Source organism: Nocardiopsis exhalans, assembly GCF_024134545.1.
In the GTDB taxonomy this organism is placed as follows: domain Bacteria; phylum Actinomycetota; class Actinomycetes; order Streptosporangiales; family Streptosporangiaceae; genus Nocardiopsis; species Nocardiopsis exhalans.
The window spans coordinates 482,977-501,369 of sequence record NZ_CP099837.1; the positions used below are offsets into that span (position 1 = coordinate 482,977).

Sequence of the window (18,393 nt, forward strand, 5' to 3'; positions counted from 1 at the left end):
GAAATGTTGCGGCCATCTTGCGTGTGACCTGCGCAGCCTTGAACCGGTGGGTTCGCGATGACTCTATAGCAAGCACTACACATGAACAGGCCCAGAACGTGGTATACCCGCAGATCGCGGTTGAAGTCCCGCCAAACGGCCAAAGAGGCATTACACCGGAGGGAGAGACCGAGGGTCGTACGCATGGCTGTCCGTTACTTCGGCGTTGCATACGACGACACCACCATACGCGCTCCCACAGCCGAAACGACGTCCGCGTGCGCTGAATCACGCGGACGGTGTCGGTCACAGGGCGGGCTTGGTGCCGGTCAAGCGCTCGTAGATCTCCGTGTAACGGGACAGAGTGTGCTCCACCACGTCGGCCGGAAGTTCCGGCGGGGGCGTGTCCGACGCGCGGTCCCAGCCCGAGGCCGACGAGGTCAGCCAGTCGCGCAGGACCTGCTTGTCGAAGGACGGCTGGGGGCGTCCCGGGCTCCACTCGTCGGCAGGCCAGTAACGGGACGAGTCCGGGGTGAACACCTCGTCGGCCAAGACCAGGTCACCGGCGGTGTCGCGGCCGAACTCGAACTTGGTGTCGGCCAGGAGCACACCGCGTTCCCGAGCGATGTCCCGGCCGCGCCCGTACACCCGCAGGGTCAGGTCCCGCAGCTCCGCGGCGAGTTTCTCCCCGTGCCGGTCCGCCACGACCCCGAACGACACGTTCTCGTCGTGGTCGCCGACCTCGGCCTTGGTGGCCGGGGTGAAGATCGCCTCGGGCAGTTCGGAGCCGCCGGTGAGCCCTTCGGGGAGCGGCACCCCGCACACCGTGCGGTCCACCCGGTACTCGGCCAGTCCGGAACCGGCCAGGTAGCCGCGGGCCACGCACTCCACCGGGACCATGTCCAGCCGCTCACAGACCAGCGTGCGACCGGCCCAGTCGGCGGGTGCGCCCTCGGGAGGGGTGTCCGAGACGACGTGGTTGGCCACCAGGTCGCCCAGCCGCTCGAACCACCACAGGGACAGCTGGGTGAGCAGGCGGCCCTTGCCTGGGATCTCCGTGGGCAGCACCCAGTCGTACGCCGAGACCCGGTCGCTGGCCACCATCACCAGCTCGTCGGAGGCCGTCGAGTACAGGTCGCGCACCTTGCCGGTGTGCAGGTGGGTGAGCCCCGGAACCTCGACGGGCTCGGGGACGGTGACGAAGCCGCTCATGACGCTACTCTCTGGGTTTCGGTGCGAACCCCTCCAGTATCGCGTTCCCGCTGCTCCGAAGGGTCGGGCGGCCCCCGCTCAGGCGCTCATCGGCCAGTCGGCCCCGGCTTCGGTCCCGGCTCGGGTCCGACTTCGCTCCAGGCCCGGCCCCGCGCCGTACGGCGAAGGGCCCCCGGCGGTTGCCGAGGGCCCCTCTCGCGCTCTCGCGTCGCTTCCGGGTACTAGACCTCGGCCGCGGCGCGTTCGGCGATGTCGGTGCGGTAGAACGAACCGCGCAGTTCGAGGCGGCGGGCCGCCTCGTAGGCGCGTTCACGGGCCTGGCGCAGGTCCGCGCCGGTCCCGACCACGTTCAGCACGCGGCCGCCGTTGGACTTGATGTCGCGCACCCCGTCCCAGGCGGTGCCCGCGTGCAGCACGTAGGCGCCCTCAAGGGCGTTCGCGGCCTCCAAGCCGCCGATGAGGTCGCCCTTGACCGGGTCGCCCGGGTAGTTCTCGGCGGCGACCACGACGGTCACCGCGGCGCCCGACTTCCACTGGAGCGAACCGATCGAACCCAGACCGCCGGTGTCGGTCGCCTGCAGGACCGCGCCGATCGGGGTGGCCAGCCGGTCCAGCACGACCTGGGTCTCCGGGTCGCCGAAGCGCGCGTTGAACTCCACCACGCGCGGACCCTTCGAGGTCAGCGCCAGGCCCACGTAGAGCAGACCCTGGTAGCGGTGGCCGCGGCGGTTCATCTCCGACACGGTCGGCCGCACGACCGACTCCATGACCTCGTCCACCAGACCGGCGGGAGCCCACGGCACCGGGGCGTAGGCGCCCATACCGCCGGTGTTGGGGCCCTGGTCGCCGTCGTAGGCGCGCTTGAAGTCCTGGGCGGGCAGCAGCGGCAGTGCGTGCGCGCCGTCGGTGAGCACGAACAGCGAGACCTCGGGACCGTCGAGGAACTCCTCGATGACGACCCGTCCGCACTCGCGGGCGTGCTGCTCCGCGAGCGCGCGGTCCTCGGTCACCACGACGCCCTTGCCCGCGGCCAACCCGTCGTTCTTGACGACGTAGGGCGCCCCGAACTCGTCGAGGGCCTCGGAGACCTGGCCGGCGCTGCGGCACACGCGCGCCTTGGCGGTGGGCACCCCGGCCGCCTCCATGACCTCCTTGGCGAAGGCCTTGGAGCCCTCCAGGTGCGCGGCCTCCTTGTCGGGGCCGAAGACCGGGATGCCGCGGTCGCGCAGGGCGTCGGCCACCCCGGCCACCAGCGGCGCCTCCGGGCCGATCACGACCAGCTCGGCGCGCAGGCGCGCGGCCAGTTCGGTCACGGCCAGCCCGTCCGTCACGTTGATGACGTGGTTCTCGGCCAGATCGGAGATCCCCGGGTTGCCGGGAGCGCTGTGAATGCTGGTGACGCCCGGATCAAGGGACAGAGCGCGGACGAGTGCGTGCTCGCGGCCTCCGCCGCCGAGAACGAGGGCTTTCACTACTGGGGGCCTCTTCTTCTACTGGAGCTAAAGACGGTTGGTGGCCGGTCAGACCAGGGAACGCAGCTGAAGGGTCTCCTCGCGGCCCGGCCCGACACCGATGGCGGAGATCGGGGCTCCGGCCATCTTCTCTAGAGTACGCACGTAGTCCTGCGCGTTCTTGGGGAGTTCCTCGAATTTGCGCGCGCCCGTGATGTCCTCGGACCAGCCGTCGAAGTACTCGTAGATCGGCGTGGCGTGGTGGAAGTCGGTCTGCGTCATCGGGATCTCGTCGTGACGCACGCCGTCCACGTCGTAGGCCACGCACACGGGGATGCGCTCCAGGCCGGTGAGCACGTCGAGCTTGGTCAGGAAGAAGTCCGTGATGCCGTTGACGCGCGTGGCGTAGCGGGCGATCGGCGCGTCGAACCAGCCGCAGCGGCGGTCGCGGCCGGTGGTGACACCGTACTCGTGGCCCTGGGTGCGCAGCCAGATCCCCTGCTCGTCGAGGAGCTCGGTCGGGAAGGGGCCGGAGCCGACACGGGTGGTGTAGGCCTTCAGGATGCCGACGACCTTGGAGATGCGGTTGGGGCCGATGCCCGCGCCCGCCGCCGCGCCGCCCGCGGTGGGCGAGGAGGAGGTGACGAACGGGTAGGTGCCGTGGTCGATGTCCAGGAGGGTTCCCTGGGAGCCCTCGAGGTAGACCGTCTTGCCCTCGTCCAGCGCCTTGTTCAGGATCAGGGAGGTGTCGGCGACGTGCGGGCGCAGCTTCTCGGCGTAGCCCAGGTACTCCTCGATGATCGGCTCGGCCTCGAGGGCGCGCCGGTTGTACACCTTGGTGAGGAGCTGGTTCTTGTCGTGGAGGGCGAGCTCGATCTTCTTGCGCAGGATCTTGGGGTCGAACATGTCCTGCACGCGCACGCCCTGGCGGGTGACCTTGTCGGCGTAGGTCGGTCCGATGCCGCGGCCGGTGGTGCCGATCTTGCCCTTGCCGAGGAAGCGCTCGCTGACCTTGTCCAGGGCCCGGTGGTAGGGCATGATCAGGTGCGCGTTGGCCGAGATGACCAGGCGGGACGTGTCCACGCCCCGCTCCTGGAGGCCGCGCAGCTCCTCGAAGAGCACGCCCGGGTCGATGACGACGCCGTTGGCGATGACCGGCACGACGTTCGGGGACAGGATGCCCGAGGGCAGCAGGTGGAGGGCGTATTTCTGGTCGCCGATGACCACCGTGTGCCCGGCGTTGTTGCCGCCCTGGTATCGGACCACGTAGTCCACGCGGTCGCCGACCAGGTCGGTCGCCTTGCCCTTGCCCTCGTCGCCCCACTGGGCACCCACGAGCGTGATCGCCGGCATTGGTCTCTACCTCTTCGCTCGACACCTGACCGGGGCGTTTTTGGCCCCGAACATGGAAGAACCCCTGGCGCAAGGCAGCGACAGGGGCCGTTGCGTATTGAGCGTACACGACCTGCGCATCCGGGTTAAGAGGGGCACTGCGGCGCCTGCGCCACACGGTTCGGAGGTGCTTTGTGCGCAGGCCGTTTCCCCGGGCGGGCCGGTCCGGTTCGTGGAGGGAACCGGCCCGGCCCGCCTTCGCGGAGTTCGGTGGGCTCAGCCGTTGAGGGCCTTGTCGGCCTCCGCGCTGGACTCACGGAGGAAGGTCGCGCAGCGCTCGGCCTCCTCGGCGTCGCCGATCTGCTCCGAGGCCTTGCCCAGGAAGTGCAGGGCGCGCAGGAAGCCCTGGTTGGGCTCGTGCTCCCACGGAACCGGGCCGTGGCCCTTCCACCCGGAGCGGCGCAGCTGGTCCAGACCGCGGTGGTAGCCGGTGCGGGCGTACGCGTAGGCGGCCACCGGCTGGCCGTCGGCCAGGGCCAGCTCGGCCAGGCGGGCCCAGGCTGCGGAGTAGGAGGGGAAGCGGCCGGCGACCGGGGTGGGGTCGTCGGCGATGGCCAGGGCCTCTCGCGCCTCGGGGTCGTCGGCCAGGCGCGTCTCGGGCGGCTCGTTCAGCAGGTTCTGGTGCAGGTTCATGCCCCCCATCCTGCCACCGGGTGCGGCGTTCCCCGGAGCACCGGGCTCAATCCGTCTCCGCCCCGCGCCGTTGGACCCGTGCGGTGGAGCCGTGCGCCAGCGCGTGCGCCGCCACCGCGGCCGCGGCCAGTCCGAGGACCAGCACGGGTACCGTCGCCCCGGCGAGCAGGTCCGGGGCCCGCCACCCGTCCGATCCCGCGTACGCGTACGGGCTCACGCGGTTCAGGCCCGGCGCCGTGTTGCAGGCCGCCGCCCCCAGGAGGATCCCCGCCAGCACGCCCAGCCCGGACGGCACCGCCCCCAGGAACGGCGCCAGCAGGTACACGGCGCAGGCCCCCAGCAGGACATTGGTCACCAGCAGCCAGGAGTTCTCCGCCTCCGACGCGTGGGGTAGCAGTGCGAGCGCGGCGCCGCCGAGCAGCAGCATGCCGAGCGCGGCCACCGCGGCCGCCCGGATCCGGGTCCGCGCCCCGCCCAGCCTCTCCCACTCCCACAGCCGGGGCCGGTTCGCCCACGCCCCGACGGCGGCCGCGCACACGCACAGCAGTTCGGCCACGGGGATTCGCTGTTCCTCGCCCGGCCAGTCGAACACCGCCACCGGCACCACGACGCCCGCGGTGGCCAGCCCCAGAAGCACCGCCGCGACGGCCGCGGCCAGGGCATGCAGCATCGGCAGCAGACAGGGGCGCAGGGGGATCGGGACGGGGCCCGGTGTCCAGCGGCGCGGTGTCACGGTCGCCACGGCAGTTCCTCCGGTTCCACCTCGCACCGGGCCAGCCGCTCCTCGTTCCGGCCGATCCAGTCCCGGACCCCGTCCTCGTCGGAGGCGGCCTCGGACGACGGTCCGTCACCGGAACCGTGGGAGAAGGGGCGCGAGGCCAGCCACGCCTCGAACTCCGCCAGCGCGCTCATCCGCCGCTGCTCCGGGGACGCCCCCTCGTCCGTGCTGCCCACACCCCCGGAACCGCATACCCCCAGGTCGGGCACCAGCCACACGGCCGCCGTCGCGGGTACCTCCTGGTACGGGTCCCAGCCCGGATAGATGCCCGTCCAGAGCACGCCGTGCTCGTTGCCGTGAAGCACCTCGTCGTCCTCGGTGGCCAGGCTGCGGTCGCGCACCTGCGCGGGGACGGCTTCGGATGACCCGTAGGCGGCGAAGACCGGCGCGGCCAGTTCGACGATCAGGGCGAGTTCGTCCGCGTGCCCCTCGTGCACGCAGTAACGGACCCCGTCGCGCTCCGCGCAGACCTCGGAACCGCTCGGGGCGTAGGTCACGAGCGGGAACGCGTACAGGTGGGGCAGGACGGCGGCGGCCGCCACCGCGGCCACCGCCGTGACCTGCGGGGCCGACCACCGGCGCGGGGCCCGCAGCAGTCGGAGGGACGTCCACGCGGCGGCCGTCACCAGGAGCAGGAAGAACCCCAGCCGGTAGAAGCTGAGCGCGACGCTCTCCTGACTGCCCAGCGAGAGGGTGAACGGAAGCTGGAGCGACAGCGCGGTCCAGGTGTCGGAGACCAGGGGCATGCTGGTGCACACGAAGACCAGGCCGATCGCCACCGGGACCGCGATCAGCCCGCGCAGGGCGACCCCGCACAGGTAGCCGAGCAGGGTGAGGGCCGCGAACCCGGTCAGCGCACCCAGGATCGGCACCGGGTGCGGCGCACCCGCGCCCTGAGCGGCGACGGCGGCGGTCAGCGGGAGCAGCCCCACCAGATAGGCGGCCAGGCACCAGCCGGTGACCACTGTCGCGTGCCGCAGCGGGAGGCCCCGCTCCAGGCGGGGCTGCCAGGGCTGGGCGAACACCAGGCTCGGCCGGGTGAACCGGGCGGACGCCAGTGCCGCGGCCCCGGCGGCCACCACGACCGGTAGCCGGGCCTGGACCCCCACCTGCCCGGAGAGGTAGACCCAGTCCAGGGCCCGCCAGGAGAGCTGGCCCCAGGTCGCTGTCAGTGTCATGACGAGGATCAGCCCGGCCGGGACCAGCACCAGGGGTGGCGGGAGCGGCCAGAAGAGGGGAGAGGCCGTCCACCGGCTCCGGAGCGGGTTCACGGGGCGGACCGAGGGCGTGGACGGGCTCGCTGGCGGGCTTGCGGCGGGGTTCTCGGAGGGAGTTCCAGCAGGGCTCACTGATGCTCTCCGACCCGGGTGATCAGCCGGTCGTAGGCCCGTTCGAACCCGGAACCGTAGGCGCTCGCCTCGGCGGTGTCGTCGATCAGGGCCTCCAACTCGGGGAAGGTGCCCTGGAACTCGAGCCGGCCACCCGCCAGGACCCCGATTCGGGAGCACAGGTGGGCGACGTCCTCGATGAGGTGGGTGGAGATCAGCACGGTCCGGTCCGCGCCCAGACCGGCCACGACCTCGCGCACCCGGAGCCGCTGTCCCGGGTCGAGACCGGCGGTGGGTTCGTCCAGGATCAGGACCCGGGGGGCGTGGGCGAGTGCGGCGGCGATGCCCACGCGCTGGCGTTGGCCCCCGGACAGGGAACGGGTGCGCTGGTCGGCGAGCTCGGCCAGGTCGACGGATTCCAGTGCCCGTCGGGCAGCCTCCCCGCACGCGCGTCGGTCCAGCCCGTGCGCCCAGGCCGCGTAGGCGACGGTGTCCGCCACGGTCAGCTCGCCCGCCAGAGTGAAACGCTGCGGTACGAACCCCAGCTCGCGGCGGGCCCGGGACCGGCCGACCCCGGTGGCCAGGTCGTGCTCCCCGATGAGCAGCCGCCCTCCCCGGACGGGGAGCAGCGTCACGATGAGCGAGAGCAGGGTGGTCTTGCCCGCGCCGTTCGGCCCGAGGAGTCCGGTGACGCCGGGTTCCACGTTCCAGGTGAGGGAGTCCAGGACCTTCTTGCGACCCCGGTGGCCCCAGCCCCGGTATCCGAAGTCCAGGCCCTCAGCGGTGATCCGCACGGGACTTTCCTTTCCCCTCACCGGCAGTCGGCCGGGAGCATCGATCGGAAGTGGGGCGGCCCCTGGCGGACGGCGGTCCGCTCCTGCCCGAACCCCTGCTCACGGCCACGGCCTGATCGGGCCGGGCGGCGCAGCGCTCATGCATCCGGACGCAGGAAGAATTCCCCTTGCTTCGGATCTCGAAAACGAACTCCGGCGGAACGTCTTCACTGTTGGGGGGAGGTTGGGGGGCATATGCATAAATGGGATGAAAGGTGATCCCGGTTTCCGTCGCGCCGGAATTCAAGGAAAGGCACCGGGCAAAAAGACGGTGCCCGGCGGTCGTGACACGACCACCGGGCACCGGGTGCCGGACCGCGGGGGAGCGGTCGGGCAGAAGCCCTACTGGGCAAGGGTCCTACCGGGCCCCTACTTCATCTTGTTGCCGGCGGACTTCAGGTGCTGGGCACCCTCGACCACGCGGGCGGCCATCCCGGCCTCGGCGACCTTGCCGTAGGCGCGCGGGTCGTAGGCCTTCTTGTTGCCGATCTCGCCGTCGACCTTCAGCACGCCGTCGTAGTTCTTCATGATGTGGTCGACGACCGGACGCGTGTAGGCGTACTGGGTGTCGGTGTCGATGTTCATCTTCACGACGCCGTAGTCGATGGCCTCGTGGATCTCCTCCATGGTGGAGCCGGAGCCGCCGTGGAAGACGAAGTCGAAGGCCTTGGCCTTGCCGTACTTGGCGGCGACGGCGTCCTGGGCGGTCTTGAGGACCTCGGGGCGCAGCTTCACGAAGCCGGGCTTGTAGGAGCCGTGCACGTTGCCGAAGGTCAGGGCGGTCATGTAGTAGCCCTTCTCGCCCAGGCCCAGCACCTCGGCGGTACGCAGGGCGTCCTCCGGGGTGGTGTACAGCTTCTCGTTGATCTCGCCGACGATGCCGTCCTCCTCGCCGCCGACGACGCCGACCTCGATCTCGAGGATGGTCCGGGCGGCCTTGGAGGCGGCGAGCAGCTCGTCCGCGATCTGGAGGTTCTCCTCCAGCTCGACAGCGGAGCCGTCCCACATGTGCGACTGGAACAGCGGCTCCTGGCCCTTGGCCACGCGCTCCTTGGAGATCTCCAGCAGTGGGCGGACGAAGCCGTCGAGCTTGTTCTTGGGGCAGTGGTCGGTGTGCAGGGCGATGTTCACCGGGTACTTGGCGGCGACGACGCGAGCGAACTCGGCGAAGGCGACCGAGCCGGTGACCATGTCCTTGACCGAAGCGCCGGAGAGGAACTCCGCACCACCGGTGGAAATCTGGACGATGCCGTCGCTTTCGGCCTCGGCGAAGCCGCGCAGGGCGGCGTGCAGCGTCTGGCTGGAGGTCACGTTGATCGCCGGGTAGGCGAAGCCCTCGGACTTCGCGCGGCTCAGCATCTCGGTGTAGACCTCGGGGCTGGCGATGGGCATGGCTTGACTCTCCCTGGTTCGGCCTGGAGCGAGCGGCCGCCAGCGCGATGCTCTCGCCTGCCGAGCTCTCGCGTACTGACGGCACCCCACGTGCGTTGTCCCGGTGGAGGGAACCAGACCGTTGGGGGCGGCCCGCGGGCCGCGTGTCCGGAAGTGTCCACCGGGCGTCGTCCAAGTATCCCGAATAGCCGGAGCCGTTGGAAAGGTCTAGACCAAAAAGCTCAGGATCGGCGACGTACCCGCAGCTTACGGGGACAGGAAGGAGCGCTGGGGCGGGGGTGCCGGATGGGTCAGGGGTTTCTGCACGGCTATGTCACGAATGATGGTGAAGCTGCGTCTTCTGGGCGACTGCTGTCGCTTTTTGTCGTGATACGCGCTACATTCATCGCCGTGGGAAGGCATAGGAACGATCCTCGTGGCGTTGGTCAGGTGATGGCCATCGTCGGTGCCGTCGTGCTCTTGGTCACCTTGGTGGCCCTCGGCGGCTATTTCTTGTACCGAGCCCTCCCGGGCACCGGAACCAGCGTCAGCGCCAACGCCTCCGAGGCGGCCGCCGACGCGGTGGACTCCGACGAGATGGGCGTCCTCTACATCCGCGTGGTGGGCGAGTCCAGCAAGGTGTTCGTCCGAGTCCCCGGCGGGGACGTGCTCCTGGACCAGGACCTCACCCAGGGCAGCTCCGTGAACTACCCCAGCAACGCCAACGGCCTCGAGGTCACCATCGGCGACCCGACCGCCGTCGAGGTCTACGTCAACGGCGACCACCGCGACATCTCCGACCGCGACCCGGGGCACAGCTTCACCCTCAAGCCGTAACCCTGATCCCTTGGTCCTGACCCCGTAGCCCTGACCGGGGCGGGGCCCGAAGGCCCCACCGCGAGCAGTCAGTGGTCAGTGATCACCGGGGCGATCAACCGGGTTGGTCACCGGGGTGGTCAGACGTCCAGGTCGGACACCTCGAAGACGGGCCGGTACTCCAGGCCCTCTCCCTCCAGCTTCCCGCGCGCGCCGCGGTCCACGATCAGCGCGACCGCCACCACCTCGGCGCCCGCCTCACGCAGGGCCTCCACGGCCGTGAGCACCGAACCGCCGGTGGTGGAGGTGTCCTCCAGCGCCAGCACACGGCGCCCCTTGACGTCCGGTCCCTCGATCCGGCGCTGCAGGCCGTGCGCCTTGCCCGCCTTGCGCACCACGAAGGCGTCCAGCTTGCGCCCGCGCGCGTGCGCCGCGTGCAGCATCGCGGTGGCCACCGGGTCCGCGCCCAGGGTCAGACCGCCCACCGCGTCGAACTCCAGGTCCTCGACGGTGTCCAACAGGACCGAGCCGACCAGCGGCGCGGCCTCCCCGTCCAGGGTGATCCGGCGCAGGTCGACGTAGTAGTCGGCCTCCTTGCCGGAGGACAGGGTCACCTTCCCGCGCACGACCGCCTTATCGTTGATCTGACGCAGGAGTTCATCACGTTCGCTCATGATCAGTGAGCCTAGAACACCGGGTGGGGCCGCGCGGACCTGGGCTCCCGCCCCGGAGGGGATGCCAGTGAAGGAAGACACCGGAGTCGTCCGGGTGGAGACCACCGTCGACAGCCGCGAGGGCGCCGAGTCGGTGGCCGGTTCGGTGGTCGAGCACCGGCTTGCGGCCTGTGCCCAGGTGGGCGGGCCGATCCGGAGCTTCTACCGCTGGGAGGGCGAGACCCAGGCCGACGAGGAGTGGACGGTGGTGATCAAGACCGCCGCGGACCGCCTTGATGATCTGGTCGCGCACCTGGTCCGGACACACCCCTACGACGTCCCCGAGATCGTCGCCGTACCGGTGACCGGCGGCAACCCGGCCTACCTGGCCTGGGTCCGCGACGAGACCCGCACTGGTGGTTCCGCGTGATCACTGTTCTCCTACCCCCCACCCTCCGCGCCCCCTTCTCGCTCCTCGGCACTGCCGAGGCGCTCTCCGCCCAGGGGCACACCCCGGTGTTCCCTGAGATCCCGGACGACGACACCGCTCCGCACGCCGCCCGCTACGTCGCCCGGGCGAGCCTGGAGATCGGTCGCCTGGCCGCTGACCGGGCTCCGGCGGTCCTGGTCGCCGAGGGGGACAGCGGTCCGCTCCTGGGTGCTGTGGGGGCGGCTCAGCGCTCCGCGCACCGCCCCGTCCACGGTTATGTACTGGTGGACGCCCCGCTGCCCCAACCCGGCAGCCCGACCCGCACCGACATCGCCAAGAACCAGCTGCTCACCGAGGTCCCGCCCCGCGAGGGCGAACCCGCCGCCTACCGCACCGAGCGCCTGCCCACCGTCCCGGACTGGCCGGACGCGCCCTGCGGCTACCTGCTGACCGACCCGGCCTTCGCACACCCCGCGCACCTGGCCGGGATGCGCGGCTGGGCGGTCCGCGACGCCACGGGGGACCGGTCCAAGGCGGCGGCCGAGCTCGCCGCACTCATCGACGAACTCCTCCTCTGACCTCCACTGCGCCCCCAGGGCACCCGAAATCAAGATGACAGCGGTGCCGGGCGTAGCCATCATCAGGACATGATCGCGGACCACTTCCCCCCGATGGGGCTACGCCTGAACACTCCCCGCCTCCAACTGCGGATGCCCTCCGATACTGACCTGTCCCAGCTGGCCGAAGCCGCCGTCGCGGGCATCCACGACCCGGAGCGGATGCCGTTCATCGTCCCGTGGACCGACCAGACGCCCCGCCGTTTGGCGGCCGGCGTCATCCAGCACAACTGGTCGGCCATGGCTTCGTGGACACCCGAGAAGTGGACGTTCAACGCGGCTGTGGTGCACGAGGGCACTGTGATCGGCCTTCAGGACATGACGGGGAAGGACTTCGCGATCACCCGTCAGGTGGGTACCGGTTCGTGGCTGACCCAGCGCCACCAGGGCAAGGGGTTCGGTACGGAGATGCGGGCTGCCGTGCTGCACCTGGCCTTCGAATACCTGGGGGCGGAGGCTGCGGTCACGGAGGTCTTCAAGACCAGCGCGGCCTCTCGGGGTGTGACGCGCAAGCTCGGCTACCAACCGGACGGGAACAACCTGGTCGCGGTCCGGGGGCAACAGGTCAGCGAAGACCGGTACCGGCTGACCAGGGAGAACTGGGAGAAGCACCGCACAGTTCCGGTGACCGTCGAGGGGTTGGAACCGTGCCTGCCCTACTTCGGACTGGGTGAACTGCCCGACTGACGCGCGGTGGACGCCCCGGCCCCGCGGTTCATCAGGATCAGCACCACGAGGGGGCCGAGCAGGAAGCCCGTCCCGGTGACGACCCCGCTGACCAGCGGTACCCAGTCCGGGTGGCCCAGCAGCGCCATAGCCAGGCCGATTCCGCCGAGCACAGTGCCGTACCCGGCGACGTACAGGATCTCGGGCTGCTTCCAGTACCAGGCCAGTGGGAAGAAGTGCAGCCCGACGATGAGCGCAACCCAGGCCACCCCGGCCTGGTCGGGGACAGCGTCGAGTCGGCTGATGGTCTGTGCCCCGCCGATGATCAGCAGTACCTCGATCGTGGTGACCACCCCGAAGAAGGCGCCGAAGCGGGGTGCACCCGGGGGAGCGTCGCCTTCCTCTGACCGATTTTCCTTCCGCACCCTGAGTACAACCAGCCCCACGATGGCGACGGCGGCAGCCACAGCCAGGCCCCGAACCCCCATCGACACCGCCGGAGGCAGCGGCGGCCCGCTGTTGATCAGAACGAAGGCCAACCCGAACACCGAAGCGACGAAGAACCCAGCAAAACGCGCGATCATTCCTGGAAGCTACCAACCGCTATCGACGCGTGCTTTGCATTTTGGGGCCTATATGCCGCTTTGAGGCTCCTGTGTTCTCTGGTGAATAAAGTGTGGTGCGAGCGTCCCAGCGCCAGCATGCTGTCCCTCCTCGTGCCACCACGCCTTCCCCTCCCCGGCTGGAAACACCGAAGCCCCCGGCAGGTAGCCGGGGGCGGAGCTGGTTCAGTGAGGGGTTTAGACCCGGTCAACACGGATGGCGCGGAGGGCGGCGGTCCACTCCGATCCGGCGAAACCGAGGTGGCCGGCACCCCTGTTCTGAGTGTCGCGGACAAGGTGCTGGCCGAGGAGATCGGCGACCTCCACGCAGTTCTGAGCCTGGTTGCTGTAGCTGCTCTTGCGGAACTCAGGTGTCGGTGCCATGGGTGCTCTCTTCTCGAATGCCCTCGATGATCTGGGCACTCCTGACGGTACTGGCTGCCGTGCCTTGTACATGCCCGAAGGTCACGACGTACTGCTCGACATCCTCGGGAGCCTCTTCGAACTGCCCGCCGGTCACGGTGTCCGTGTACACGATGGTGGGATCGAGGGGCTCTGGGAACTCCAGGATGGTGAATGGGCTGCCGATCCCAGAGTATGCACCGGCGGAGAACGGCAACACCTGGATATGAATGTTCGCGTTCTGCCCGATGCGAGCGAGGTAGTCGAGTTGCCCCGCGAGCACGCCGGGGCTACCAATCGGGCGGCGAAGGGCCGCCTCATCGATCACCGCCCACAACTGAGGTGGCCGCTCGTGCCGGTGGAGGATTTCCCGGCGGCGCATACGCGCCTCGACTTGGCGGTCTATGTGCTCCGACGCCGTCAAGTTGCCTGCCTGGAAGATCCCAGCAGCGTACTCGGGTGTCTGGAGCAGCCCCGGGATAGTAGCGACCTCATACGTCTTGATGAGGGAAGCCTCGGTCTCGAAGTCTGGCAAGGCGCCATGGCCGAAGACGTCCCGATACCTCCACCACCAGCCCTTGTCTCCCGCGTCGCGGGCCAGCTGGCGTAGCGCTTCAGCTTCCTCATAGGGAGCCTTGTAGAGCTCGACCAGGCGATCCAGGTGGCCTGATTGGACCTTCTGGGTTTCTGCGGTCTCGATCTTTCCCAGCGTCGTCCGGGGGATCTTCGAACGATCGGACGCCTCGGTGGCGGTGAGCCCAGCGGCCTCTCTCATGCGCCTGAGCTGCATTCCTAGTCGGCGGCGCCGAACCGTGGGGCTGTACGTAGGGGAGCGCATGGCGACATCCTAGACGGGTATTTTTTAGGGAAACCCTAATTTTCGGTTGATGAAGCGGGTTGGTCTGTGCATCATAGACGGGACCTGAGCTGTTCGTTTCTACTGTGCAAATTGGGGTTATCCCTTATGTTGCTTTTTGCTCATTATTCGTGGCTTCCTGTCCCTTTTGGGCAGTTGGGGAAGTGCCGGGCTTCCCGGCTGCGGCGCTTCGTGATCCAGGACGAGGCTGGTGTGGCAGTCTCCGCTGGCCTGGAGGTGAGCGTGTGAGCGCCTCGACGCTGGACCTTCCGGAGGTGACGGTGCCCCTCCTGGCAACGGTCCAGTCCAAGTACCGGCACTACTTCGACTCGAACTCGGGGCGGGCGCCCTTCCGGAACCGGCGCTACGAGTTCGGGGCCGGACCCCTTCAAATGCCGCTGGTACGCGCCTTCTTGAACGCCTGCGCGGAGCGGCAGGACCCCGACTACCAGGACCTGTTCACCCTCCTGGGCAGCGAGCTTGCCGCCAACGCGATCCGGCACACGCGCTCGGGGGAGCGGTTCGGCTACTACACCCTCACCTGCATGCGACTCCGGGACGAGCTCCGCCTGCTTTGCAAGGACCAGGGGGTCAACACCCCGACACCCTCCACCCCCGACAACCCCCGCTACCTCACAGCCGACCCGAACGGGCTCGACGCCAACGTCAACGCCGGACGCGGGCTGGCCATGATCAACGCCCTGGCATCGGAGTGGGGCGACAACGGACTCACCCAGAACCGCCAGGTTTGGTTCCACCTGCCCTACGACCTGAGCGACAACCCCTGGAGTTACTTCTAGGACTCAGGTCAGGGCGGCATGGACAACCAGACCACCTGCTCAGACACCAACGGGCACGACTACATCCCGGACCAACCACCGGTGAAGCGCGGTAACACAGCGACGGCCACGTGCCGCTACTGCGGTCACACCATCACGGCCACGCGCTGAATCCTCAACACCCAAGAAAAAAGCTCTGGCGGGTGCGGCAAACACCCCCAGAGCAGGCCGACAAACACCCCTTAGAGAAAGAGTTGTCGACATGTCCATTGTGCCTCACCTGAGCCCTGCCCGCTGGCAGGCGCGGATCTATCCGGGACACCTGTCCCAGATGAGCACCGTGCGCGCGGACCTGCGCACCGACCTGACCGGGTTCAACGAAGACCTGATCGAAGCGCTGACCCTCTGCACCAGCGAGCTCGTGGCCAACACGATCGAGCACACGCGCTCCGGCGGCTCCGGTGGCCGGGTCCTGCGCGCACTTTTCGAGTCCGAGCCGGGGGTGCTGCGCCTGGTGGTCGTGGACGACGGCGCTCGCGAGTCCGCCCCGGCGATCCCGACCGACCGCACCGAGCAGGAGTGGCTGACCGCCGAGCGCGGCCGAGGCCTGCTCATGGTGGACATGCTCGCCTCCAGGTGGGGCGCCTACCCGGTCGTGCCCTTCCCCTTCTGCGCGGATCTGGGCATGGCGGTGTGGGCCGAGTTCGCGCTGGGCGGTGCTCAGCGATGACCGCCGTAGACACCAGGGTCAGGTCAGTGCTGGCCGCCCCACACGGGGCCCGCTTCACCCGAACCCCCGCACCGACACCCCGCAGGTTCGCCACGGCCCCGGAGACCTTCGCCGAACGCGAACAGCGCCTGATCCGGCAGATGTCAGGCAACCCCAGGGTCGCCCACCGGATCAGGAACGGTGCCGTCCCCGAATGGATGGCCGTGGACAAGGACCGCCGCGAACACGCCGAACGCAAAGCCAAACAGGCCAAGCGCTGGGAAACCGCACCCGCCCCTGACCCCGGCGACCCGTTCCCGCCCCGCAAGCCCCGCGGCCGCCACCGGGCCCCACACTGGTGGCGCAGCGAGTGGGCGGCCTCGACGCTGACCTTCGGGATGGCGTTGGCCGCCGGGATGGTGGTCAGCCACATCACCGCACTACTCCTGTAGTCAAGGCCGGAACTCTGTCCACAGGCTGTGGAAACTTCCATCCGCAGCCTGTGGATGTTCGGAACCTTGTGGCCACGAATAGCCCGTGCCAGGCTCATGCCCCGTGATCGATGACTTCGCGAAGGCCAACCTGCACGGAAGACTTCGCCGAGACCGCAAGGCGCTGCTCTGGAAACTCGACGGCCTGTCCGAATACGACTCCCGCCGACCTCTGACAGCGACCGGGACCAACCTCCTCGGCCTGGTCAAACACGTGGCCACCGTCGAGGCCAGGTACTTCGGCGAGGTCTTCGACCGCCCTTCCCCCGAACCGCTGTGCCGGTGGCAGGACTCCGACGGCAGCGATCAGTGGGCGAACGAGCACGAGAACCGCGATCAAATCATCGAGTTCTACCTACGCACGTGGGAACACTCGGACGCGACGATCAACGAGCTCCCCATCGACGCCCCCGGCCACGTCCCGTGGTGGCCGGAACCCCACCCCAACACGAACCTGTTCGCCGTCCTGGCCCACGTCCTCGGCGAGACCCTCCGACACACCGGACACGCCGACATCCTCCGCGAAACCCTCGACGGCCGGACCGGCCTACGCCCCGAATACGAGCAGCCCATCGACGAGGCAGTCCGCGCGGCCTACCGAGCCAAGGTCGAACAGGCCGCCAGGTCAGTCGCCCCGCTCAAGGCTTAAAGGTCGTCTCACGTGACTTGATGCGAGCTGTGACCGCTGATCCAGCAAAGCGTCTGCCTCCGGACAGTGCTTCAGGTTCAGATGGGAAATTCTCCGTACCAGGCAGCGTCCAGCAGGTGTTCAGGAAGGTAGTCCGAGCGCACGTCCATCCGGAATGACGGATCCTGCCGCGCACGGTCAAAGCCCAGGCAAGCCAACGCGAGCAACCCCAGGGGGAGCAGACTCGCAAGATTGTCCTTCCCCTCCCATGTCTGGGTGTGGAACTCACCGAACGACTCCAGCCCTCGGACCAGGGTCTGCTCGAACTCCTCGGGGTCACCACTCAGGAAACTCCGCAGCAGATCCATCTCCGGAAAGACCAACAGGTTCAGACCACGATCGGCCGACTCCATGCCCACGCGACGGGGGTCCGACAGCTCCATGGCTCGGCCCAGTCGCTCTACCAGGAGTTCGGGATCATCATGAACCAACGCCTGTAGAGCGCCCACCCACTCGTAGGCGTACTCGAGATACTGCGCCCCGTCACTCTCCCCGGCTTCCCTCAACAGCTCCACGGGAATCCCCGCCAGGAAACGGATCCGCTCAACGTCCCGACAGACCACCGCCATGTAGAACGCGGTCTGCCAGTTCTCGGCATTGGTGCAGTATCGAGGACCGGTCGCCACCAACTTCCGTGACTTGTGGTCGATGAGGCACTCAACCTCTTCACCTGGCGGAGCCGTGGTGACCGCGAACATCGCGTTGTAGTACTGCATCGCAGCAACCCACGACTCCCAGGTCTCCAACCGATCACACACAGGGTCAGCGACCAAAGCTTCACTGGCGAATCGGTGCATGAACCAGAGATAGATGTCAGCAGACTCAGCATCGCGCACTAGGTTATCGATGAACTCCTTTCTCAGTTCAATATTTTTCTGTGCATCACTCTTCAGCACGTCAGGAGAAATCTGCGAAACTCGATCAATGAAAATCATTCAGGTTTTCCATCCGTAAATATCAAACATTCGATAGAAGAACCCGTCGGCAATGGGAGTGCTTCTTTCGGATTCTATGACTGGATTCCCGTCCACTCCTCTGGCGACATCGGGATTCCCCTTGAAGAGAGCGTATCTTAGAGATTTATTATTGACTCCATTGATAATTTCCGTAGCTAGGGATATTTCTCCGCGTTGCCACATTCGGTTGGCGATTTCCATCACATACTCCTTCCTTCCCTGCATCACCTTAACAGGCTTCCCCGACTGTGGGTAGTGGGTGGTTTCGCCGAGGTCAGTGTGCTTGCTGCCCTTCGCCTCGACGATAACGATCCCATCTTTGGTGCGGTAGATGAGGTCAAACTGGTTGTTTCCGTTAGCCGGGGCCAGGGGTGACGGGTTCAGCAGCACCGCATCAGTCAGGTCGGGTTTTTCGATTTCTACGAGAGTTTTATTTCCATCCAGGTCAACCACCTCTCGCGTGACGGGGTTCCCCTTGGAGTCCCTGAGGGTCCCACCATCGAAAGCAAATCGCGCACCCAGGTCCGCGCTTTTCTCTCCGAGGAGTTCGGAGGTAATCGACATTTCAGAATTAAGGCGATCGTACTCTTTCTTTGCCTTCGCGACGTTCGTGTGGTTATTCCCGTCCTTTTCATACTTGCCGTGGTCGGACTCTGCTTTCTGAAGTTTGGTCTCTGCCGCCTTGACTGCGTCGATGCTCACCCGCCGCTCCTCGGCCAGCCATTGGAGCTGATTGAATCTGAGGCGAAGG

Annotated in this window: 22 protein-coding genes; 8 read left to right on the forward strand and 14 right to left on the reverse strand. The window is 68.0% G+C overall.

Translation table 11 applies throughout. The annotated features are described in order from the left end of the window. Positions 1-285 precede the first annotated feature (285 nt). The 8 genes from NE857_RS02135 to fbaA form a co-directional block, all read right to left on the reverse strand. The gene (locus NE857_RS02135) at positions 286-1,191 is read right to left on the reverse strand and encodes a phosphoribosylaminoimidazolesuccinocarboxamide synthase (protein ID WP_254419545.1); all 906 of its coding nucleotides are present in this window, start codon (positions 1,189-1,191) and stop codon (positions 286-288) included. 221 nt (positions 1,192-1,412) lie between these two features. After that, the gene (gene purD / locus NE857_RS02140) at positions 1,413-2,663 is read right to left on the reverse strand and encodes a phosphoribosylamine--glycine ligase (protein WP_254419546.1); all 1,251 of its coding nucleotides are present in this window, start codon (positions 2,661-2,663) and stop codon (positions 1,413-1,415) included. 48 nt (positions 2,664-2,711) lie between these two features. Beyond that, complete coding sequence (locus NE857_RS02145; protein WP_254419547.1) at positions 2,712-3,995, reverse strand: adenylosuccinate synthase; 1,284 nt, start codon at positions 3,993-3,995, stop codon at positions 2,712-2,714. Between the two features lie 255 nt (positions 3,996-4,250). Beyond that, on the reverse strand, positions 4,251-4,667 hold the full coding sequence (locus NE857_RS02150; protein WP_254419548.1) for a DUF3151 domain-containing protein: 417 nt from the start codon (positions 4,665-4,667) through the stop codon (positions 4,251-4,253). A 46-nt stretch (positions 4,668-4,713) separates the two neighbouring features. Beyond that, positions 4,714-5,409 carry a hypothetical protein gene (locus NE857_RS02155; RefSeq protein ID WP_254419549.1) on the reverse strand — a complete coding sequence of 232 codons (696 nt, stop codon included), beginning with the start codon at positions 5,407-5,409 and terminating at the stop codon, positions 4,714-4,716. After that, on the reverse strand, positions 5,397-6,623 hold the full coding sequence (locus NE857_RS02160) for an ABC transporter permease (protein WP_254419550.1): 1,227 nt from the start codon (positions 6,621-6,623) through the stop codon (positions 5,397-5,399). Before NE857_RS02160 ends, NE857_RS02155 begins: the two co-directional genes overlap by 13 nt. Before the next feature lie 167 nt (positions 6,624-6,790). After that, positions 6,791-7,567, reverse strand: coding sequence for an ABC transporter ATP-binding protein (locus tag NE857_RS02165; protein WP_254419551.1), 777 nt, complete (start codon positions 7,565-7,567; stop codon positions 6,791-6,793). 408 nt (positions 7,568-7,975) lie between these two features. After that, the gene (gene fbaA, locus NE857_RS02170) at positions 7,976-8,998 is read right to left on the reverse strand and encodes a class II fructose-bisphosphate aldolase (protein ID WP_254419552.1); all 1,023 of its coding nucleotides are present in this window, start codon (positions 8,996-8,998) and stop codon (positions 7,976-7,978) included. 432 nt (positions 8,999-9,430) lie between these two features. Between fbaA and NE857_RS02175 the strand changes: the two genes are divergently transcribed. Further along, positions 9,431-9,814 carry a RodZ domain-containing protein gene (locus NE857_RS02175; protein ID WP_254419553.1) on the forward strand — a complete coding sequence of 128 codons (384 nt, stop codon included), beginning with the start codon at positions 9,431-9,433 and terminating at the stop codon, positions 9,812-9,814. Between the two features lie 119 nt (positions 9,815-9,933). Here the strand turns inward: NE857_RS02175 and pyrE are convergent, their stop codons facing one another. Beyond that, positions 9,934-10,467, reverse strand: a complete 534-nt coding sequence (gene pyrE / locus NE857_RS02180; RefSeq protein WP_254419554.1) for an orotate phosphoribosyltransferase — start codon at positions 10,465-10,467, stop codon at positions 9,934-9,936. A gap of 61 nt (positions 10,468-10,528) precedes the next feature. On the opposite strand from pyrE, the gene cutA reads away from it, so the two are divergent. From cutA to NE857_RS02195, 3 genes are all read left to right on the forward strand, one after another. After that, positions 10,529-10,876 carry a divalent-cation tolerance protein CutA gene (cutA, locus tag NE857_RS02185; protein WP_254419555.1) on the forward strand — a complete coding sequence of 116 codons (348 nt, stop codon included), beginning with the start codon at positions 10,529-10,531 and terminating at the stop codon, positions 10,874-10,876. Next, positions 10,873-11,454 carry a hypothetical protein gene (locus tag NE857_RS02190; protein WP_254419556.1) on the forward strand — a complete coding sequence of 194 codons (582 nt, stop codon included), beginning with the start codon at positions 10,873-10,875 and terminating at the stop codon, positions 11,452-11,454. The genes cutA and NE857_RS02190 overlap by 4 nt, the downstream gene beginning before the upstream one ends. Before the next feature lie 69 nt (positions 11,455-11,523). Then, positions 11,524-12,180 (forward strand): GNAT family N-acetyltransferase, encoded by a 657-nt coding sequence (locus NE857_RS02195; RefSeq protein WP_254419557.1) that lies wholly within the window; start codon positions 11,524-11,526, stop codon positions 12,178-12,180. On the opposite strand, the gene NE857_RS02200 is transcribed toward NE857_RS02195, so the two are convergent. The 3 genes from NE857_RS02200 to NE857_RS02210 all read right to left on the reverse strand — a co-directional run bounded on the left by NE857_RS02200 (position 12,150) and on the right by NE857_RS02210 (position 14,001). Beyond that, positions 12,150-12,743 (reverse strand): hypothetical protein, encoded by a 594-nt coding sequence (locus tag NE857_RS02200; RefSeq protein WP_254419558.1) that lies wholly within the window; start codon positions 12,741-12,743, stop codon positions 12,150-12,152. The two genes, NE857_RS02195 and NE857_RS02200, sit on opposite strands and share 31 nt — an antisense overlap. 216 nt (positions 12,744-12,959) lie before the next feature. Further along, positions 12,960-13,145: a DUF397 domain-containing protein gene (locus tag NE857_RS02205; protein ID WP_254419559.1), complete on the reverse strand. Its 186-nt coding sequence runs from the start codon at positions 13,143-13,145 to the stop codon at positions 12,960-12,962. Next, positions 13,129-14,001, reverse strand: coding sequence for a helix-turn-helix domain-containing protein (locus NE857_RS02210; RefSeq protein WP_301184294.1), 873 nt, complete (start codon positions 13,999-14,001; stop codon positions 13,129-13,131). Before NE857_RS02210 ends, NE857_RS02205 begins: the two co-directional genes overlap by 17 nt. Positions 14,002-14,264: 263 nt before the next feature. On the opposite strand from NE857_RS02210, the gene NE857_RS02215 reads away from it, so the two are divergent. The 4 genes from NE857_RS02215 to NE857_RS02230 all read left to right on the forward strand — a co-directional run bounded on the left by NE857_RS02215 (position 14,265) and on the right by NE857_RS02230 (position 16,647). Next, a complete protein-coding gene (locus NE857_RS02215) occupies positions 14,265-14,819 on the forward strand; it encodes an ATP-binding protein (protein WP_254419561.1) in 555 nt (184 codons plus the stop codon). Between the two features lie 310 nt (positions 14,820-15,129). Then, complete coding sequence (locus NE857_RS02220) at positions 15,130-15,528, forward strand: ATP-binding protein (RefSeq protein ID WP_254421840.1); 399 nt, start codon at positions 15,130-15,132, stop codon at positions 15,526-15,528. Next, on the forward strand, positions 15,525-15,959 hold the full coding sequence (locus tag NE857_RS02225; RefSeq protein WP_254419562.1) for a hypothetical protein: 435 nt from the start codon (positions 15,525-15,527) through the stop codon (positions 15,957-15,959). The genes NE857_RS02220 and NE857_RS02225 overlap by 4 nt, the downstream gene beginning before the upstream one ends. A 103-nt stretch (positions 15,960-16,062) precedes the next feature. Continuing rightward, a complete protein-coding gene (locus NE857_RS02230) occupies positions 16,063-16,647 on the forward strand; it encodes a DinB family protein (RefSeq protein WP_254419563.1) in 585 nt (194 codons plus the stop codon). A 77-nt stretch (positions 16,648-16,724) separates the two neighbouring features. Here the strand turns inward: NE857_RS02230 and NE857_RS02235 are convergent, their stop codons facing one another. Together NE857_RS02235 and NE857_RS02240 are read right to left on the reverse strand one after the other, a co-directional pair. Then, positions 16,725-17,621, reverse strand: a complete 897-nt coding sequence (locus NE857_RS02235; RefSeq protein WP_254419564.1) for an immunity 49 family protein — start codon at positions 17,619-17,621, stop codon at positions 16,725-16,727. Continuing rightward, positions 17,622-18,344, reverse strand: a complete 723-nt coding sequence (locus NE857_RS02240; RefSeq protein ID WP_254419565.1) for a hypothetical protein — start codon at positions 18,342-18,344, stop codon at positions 17,622-17,624. Positions 18,345-18,393 lie beyond the last annotated feature (49 nt).

What these genes read in the sequence shown, in the direction of transcription:
- NE857_RS02225 (WP_254419562.1), top strand. Translation starts at nt 15,525, where the DNA reads ATGACCGCCGTAGACACCAGGGTCAGGTCAGTGCTGGCCGCCCCACAC.
- NE857_RS02135 (WP_254419545.1), bottom strand. Translation starts at nt 1,191, where the DNA reads ATGAGCGGCTTCGTCACCGTCCCCGAGCCCGTCGAGGTTCCGGGGCTC.
- NE857_RS02150 (WP_254419548.1), bottom strand. Translation starts at nt 4,667, where the DNA reads ATGAACCTGCACCAGAACCTGCTGAACGAGCCGCCCGAGACGCGCCTG.
- NE857_RS02160 (WP_254419550.1), bottom strand. Translation starts at nt 6,623, where the DNA reads ATGACACTGACAGCGACCTGGGGCCAGCTCTCCTGGCGGGCCCTGGAC.
- NE857_RS02210 (WP_301184294.1), bottom strand. Translation starts at nt 14,001, where the DNA reads ATGCGCTCCCCTACGTACAGCCCCACGGTTCGGCGCCGCCGACTAGGA.
- NE857_RS02205 (WP_254419559.1), bottom strand. Translation starts at nt 13,145, where the DNA reads ATGGCACCGACACCTGAGTTCCGCAAGAGCAGCTACAGCAACCAGGCT.
- NE857_RS02175 (WP_254419553.1), top strand. Translation starts at nt 9,431, where the DNA reads ATGGCCATCGTCGGTGCCGTCGTGCTCTTGGTCACCTTGGTGGCCCTC.
- cutA (WP_254419555.1), top strand. Translation starts at nt 10,529, where the DNA reads ATGCCAGTGAAGGAAGACACCGGAGTCGTCCGGGTGGAGACCACCGTC.
- fbaA (WP_254419552.1), bottom strand. Translation starts at nt 8,998, where the DNA reads ATGCCCATCGCCAGCCCCGAGGTCTACACCGAGATGCTGAGCCGCGCG.
- NE857_RS02200 (WP_254419558.1), bottom strand. Translation starts at nt 12,743, where the DNA reads ATGATCGCGCGTTTTGCTGGGTTCTTCGTCGCTTCGGTGTTCGGGTTG.
- NE857_RS02235 (WP_254419564.1), bottom strand. Translation starts at nt 17,621, where the DNA reads ATGATTTTCATTGATCGAGTTTCGCAGATTTCTCCTGACGTGCTGAAG.
- NE857_RS02145 (WP_254419547.1), bottom strand. Translation starts at nt 3,995, where the DNA reads ATGCCGGCGATCACGCTCGTGGGTGCCCAGTGGGGCGACGAGGGCAAG.
- pyrE (WP_254419554.1), bottom strand. Translation starts at nt 10,467, where the DNA reads ATGAGCGAACGTGATGAACTCCTGCGTCAGATCAACGATAAGGCGGTC.
- NE857_RS02220 (WP_254421840.1), top strand. Translation starts at nt 15,130, where the DNA reads ATGAGCACCGTGCGCGCGGACCTGCGCACCGACCTGACCGGGTTCAAC.
- NE857_RS02195 (WP_254419557.1), top strand. Translation starts at nt 11,524, where the DNA reads ATGATCGCGGACCACTTCCCCCCGATGGGGCTACGCCTGAACACTCCC.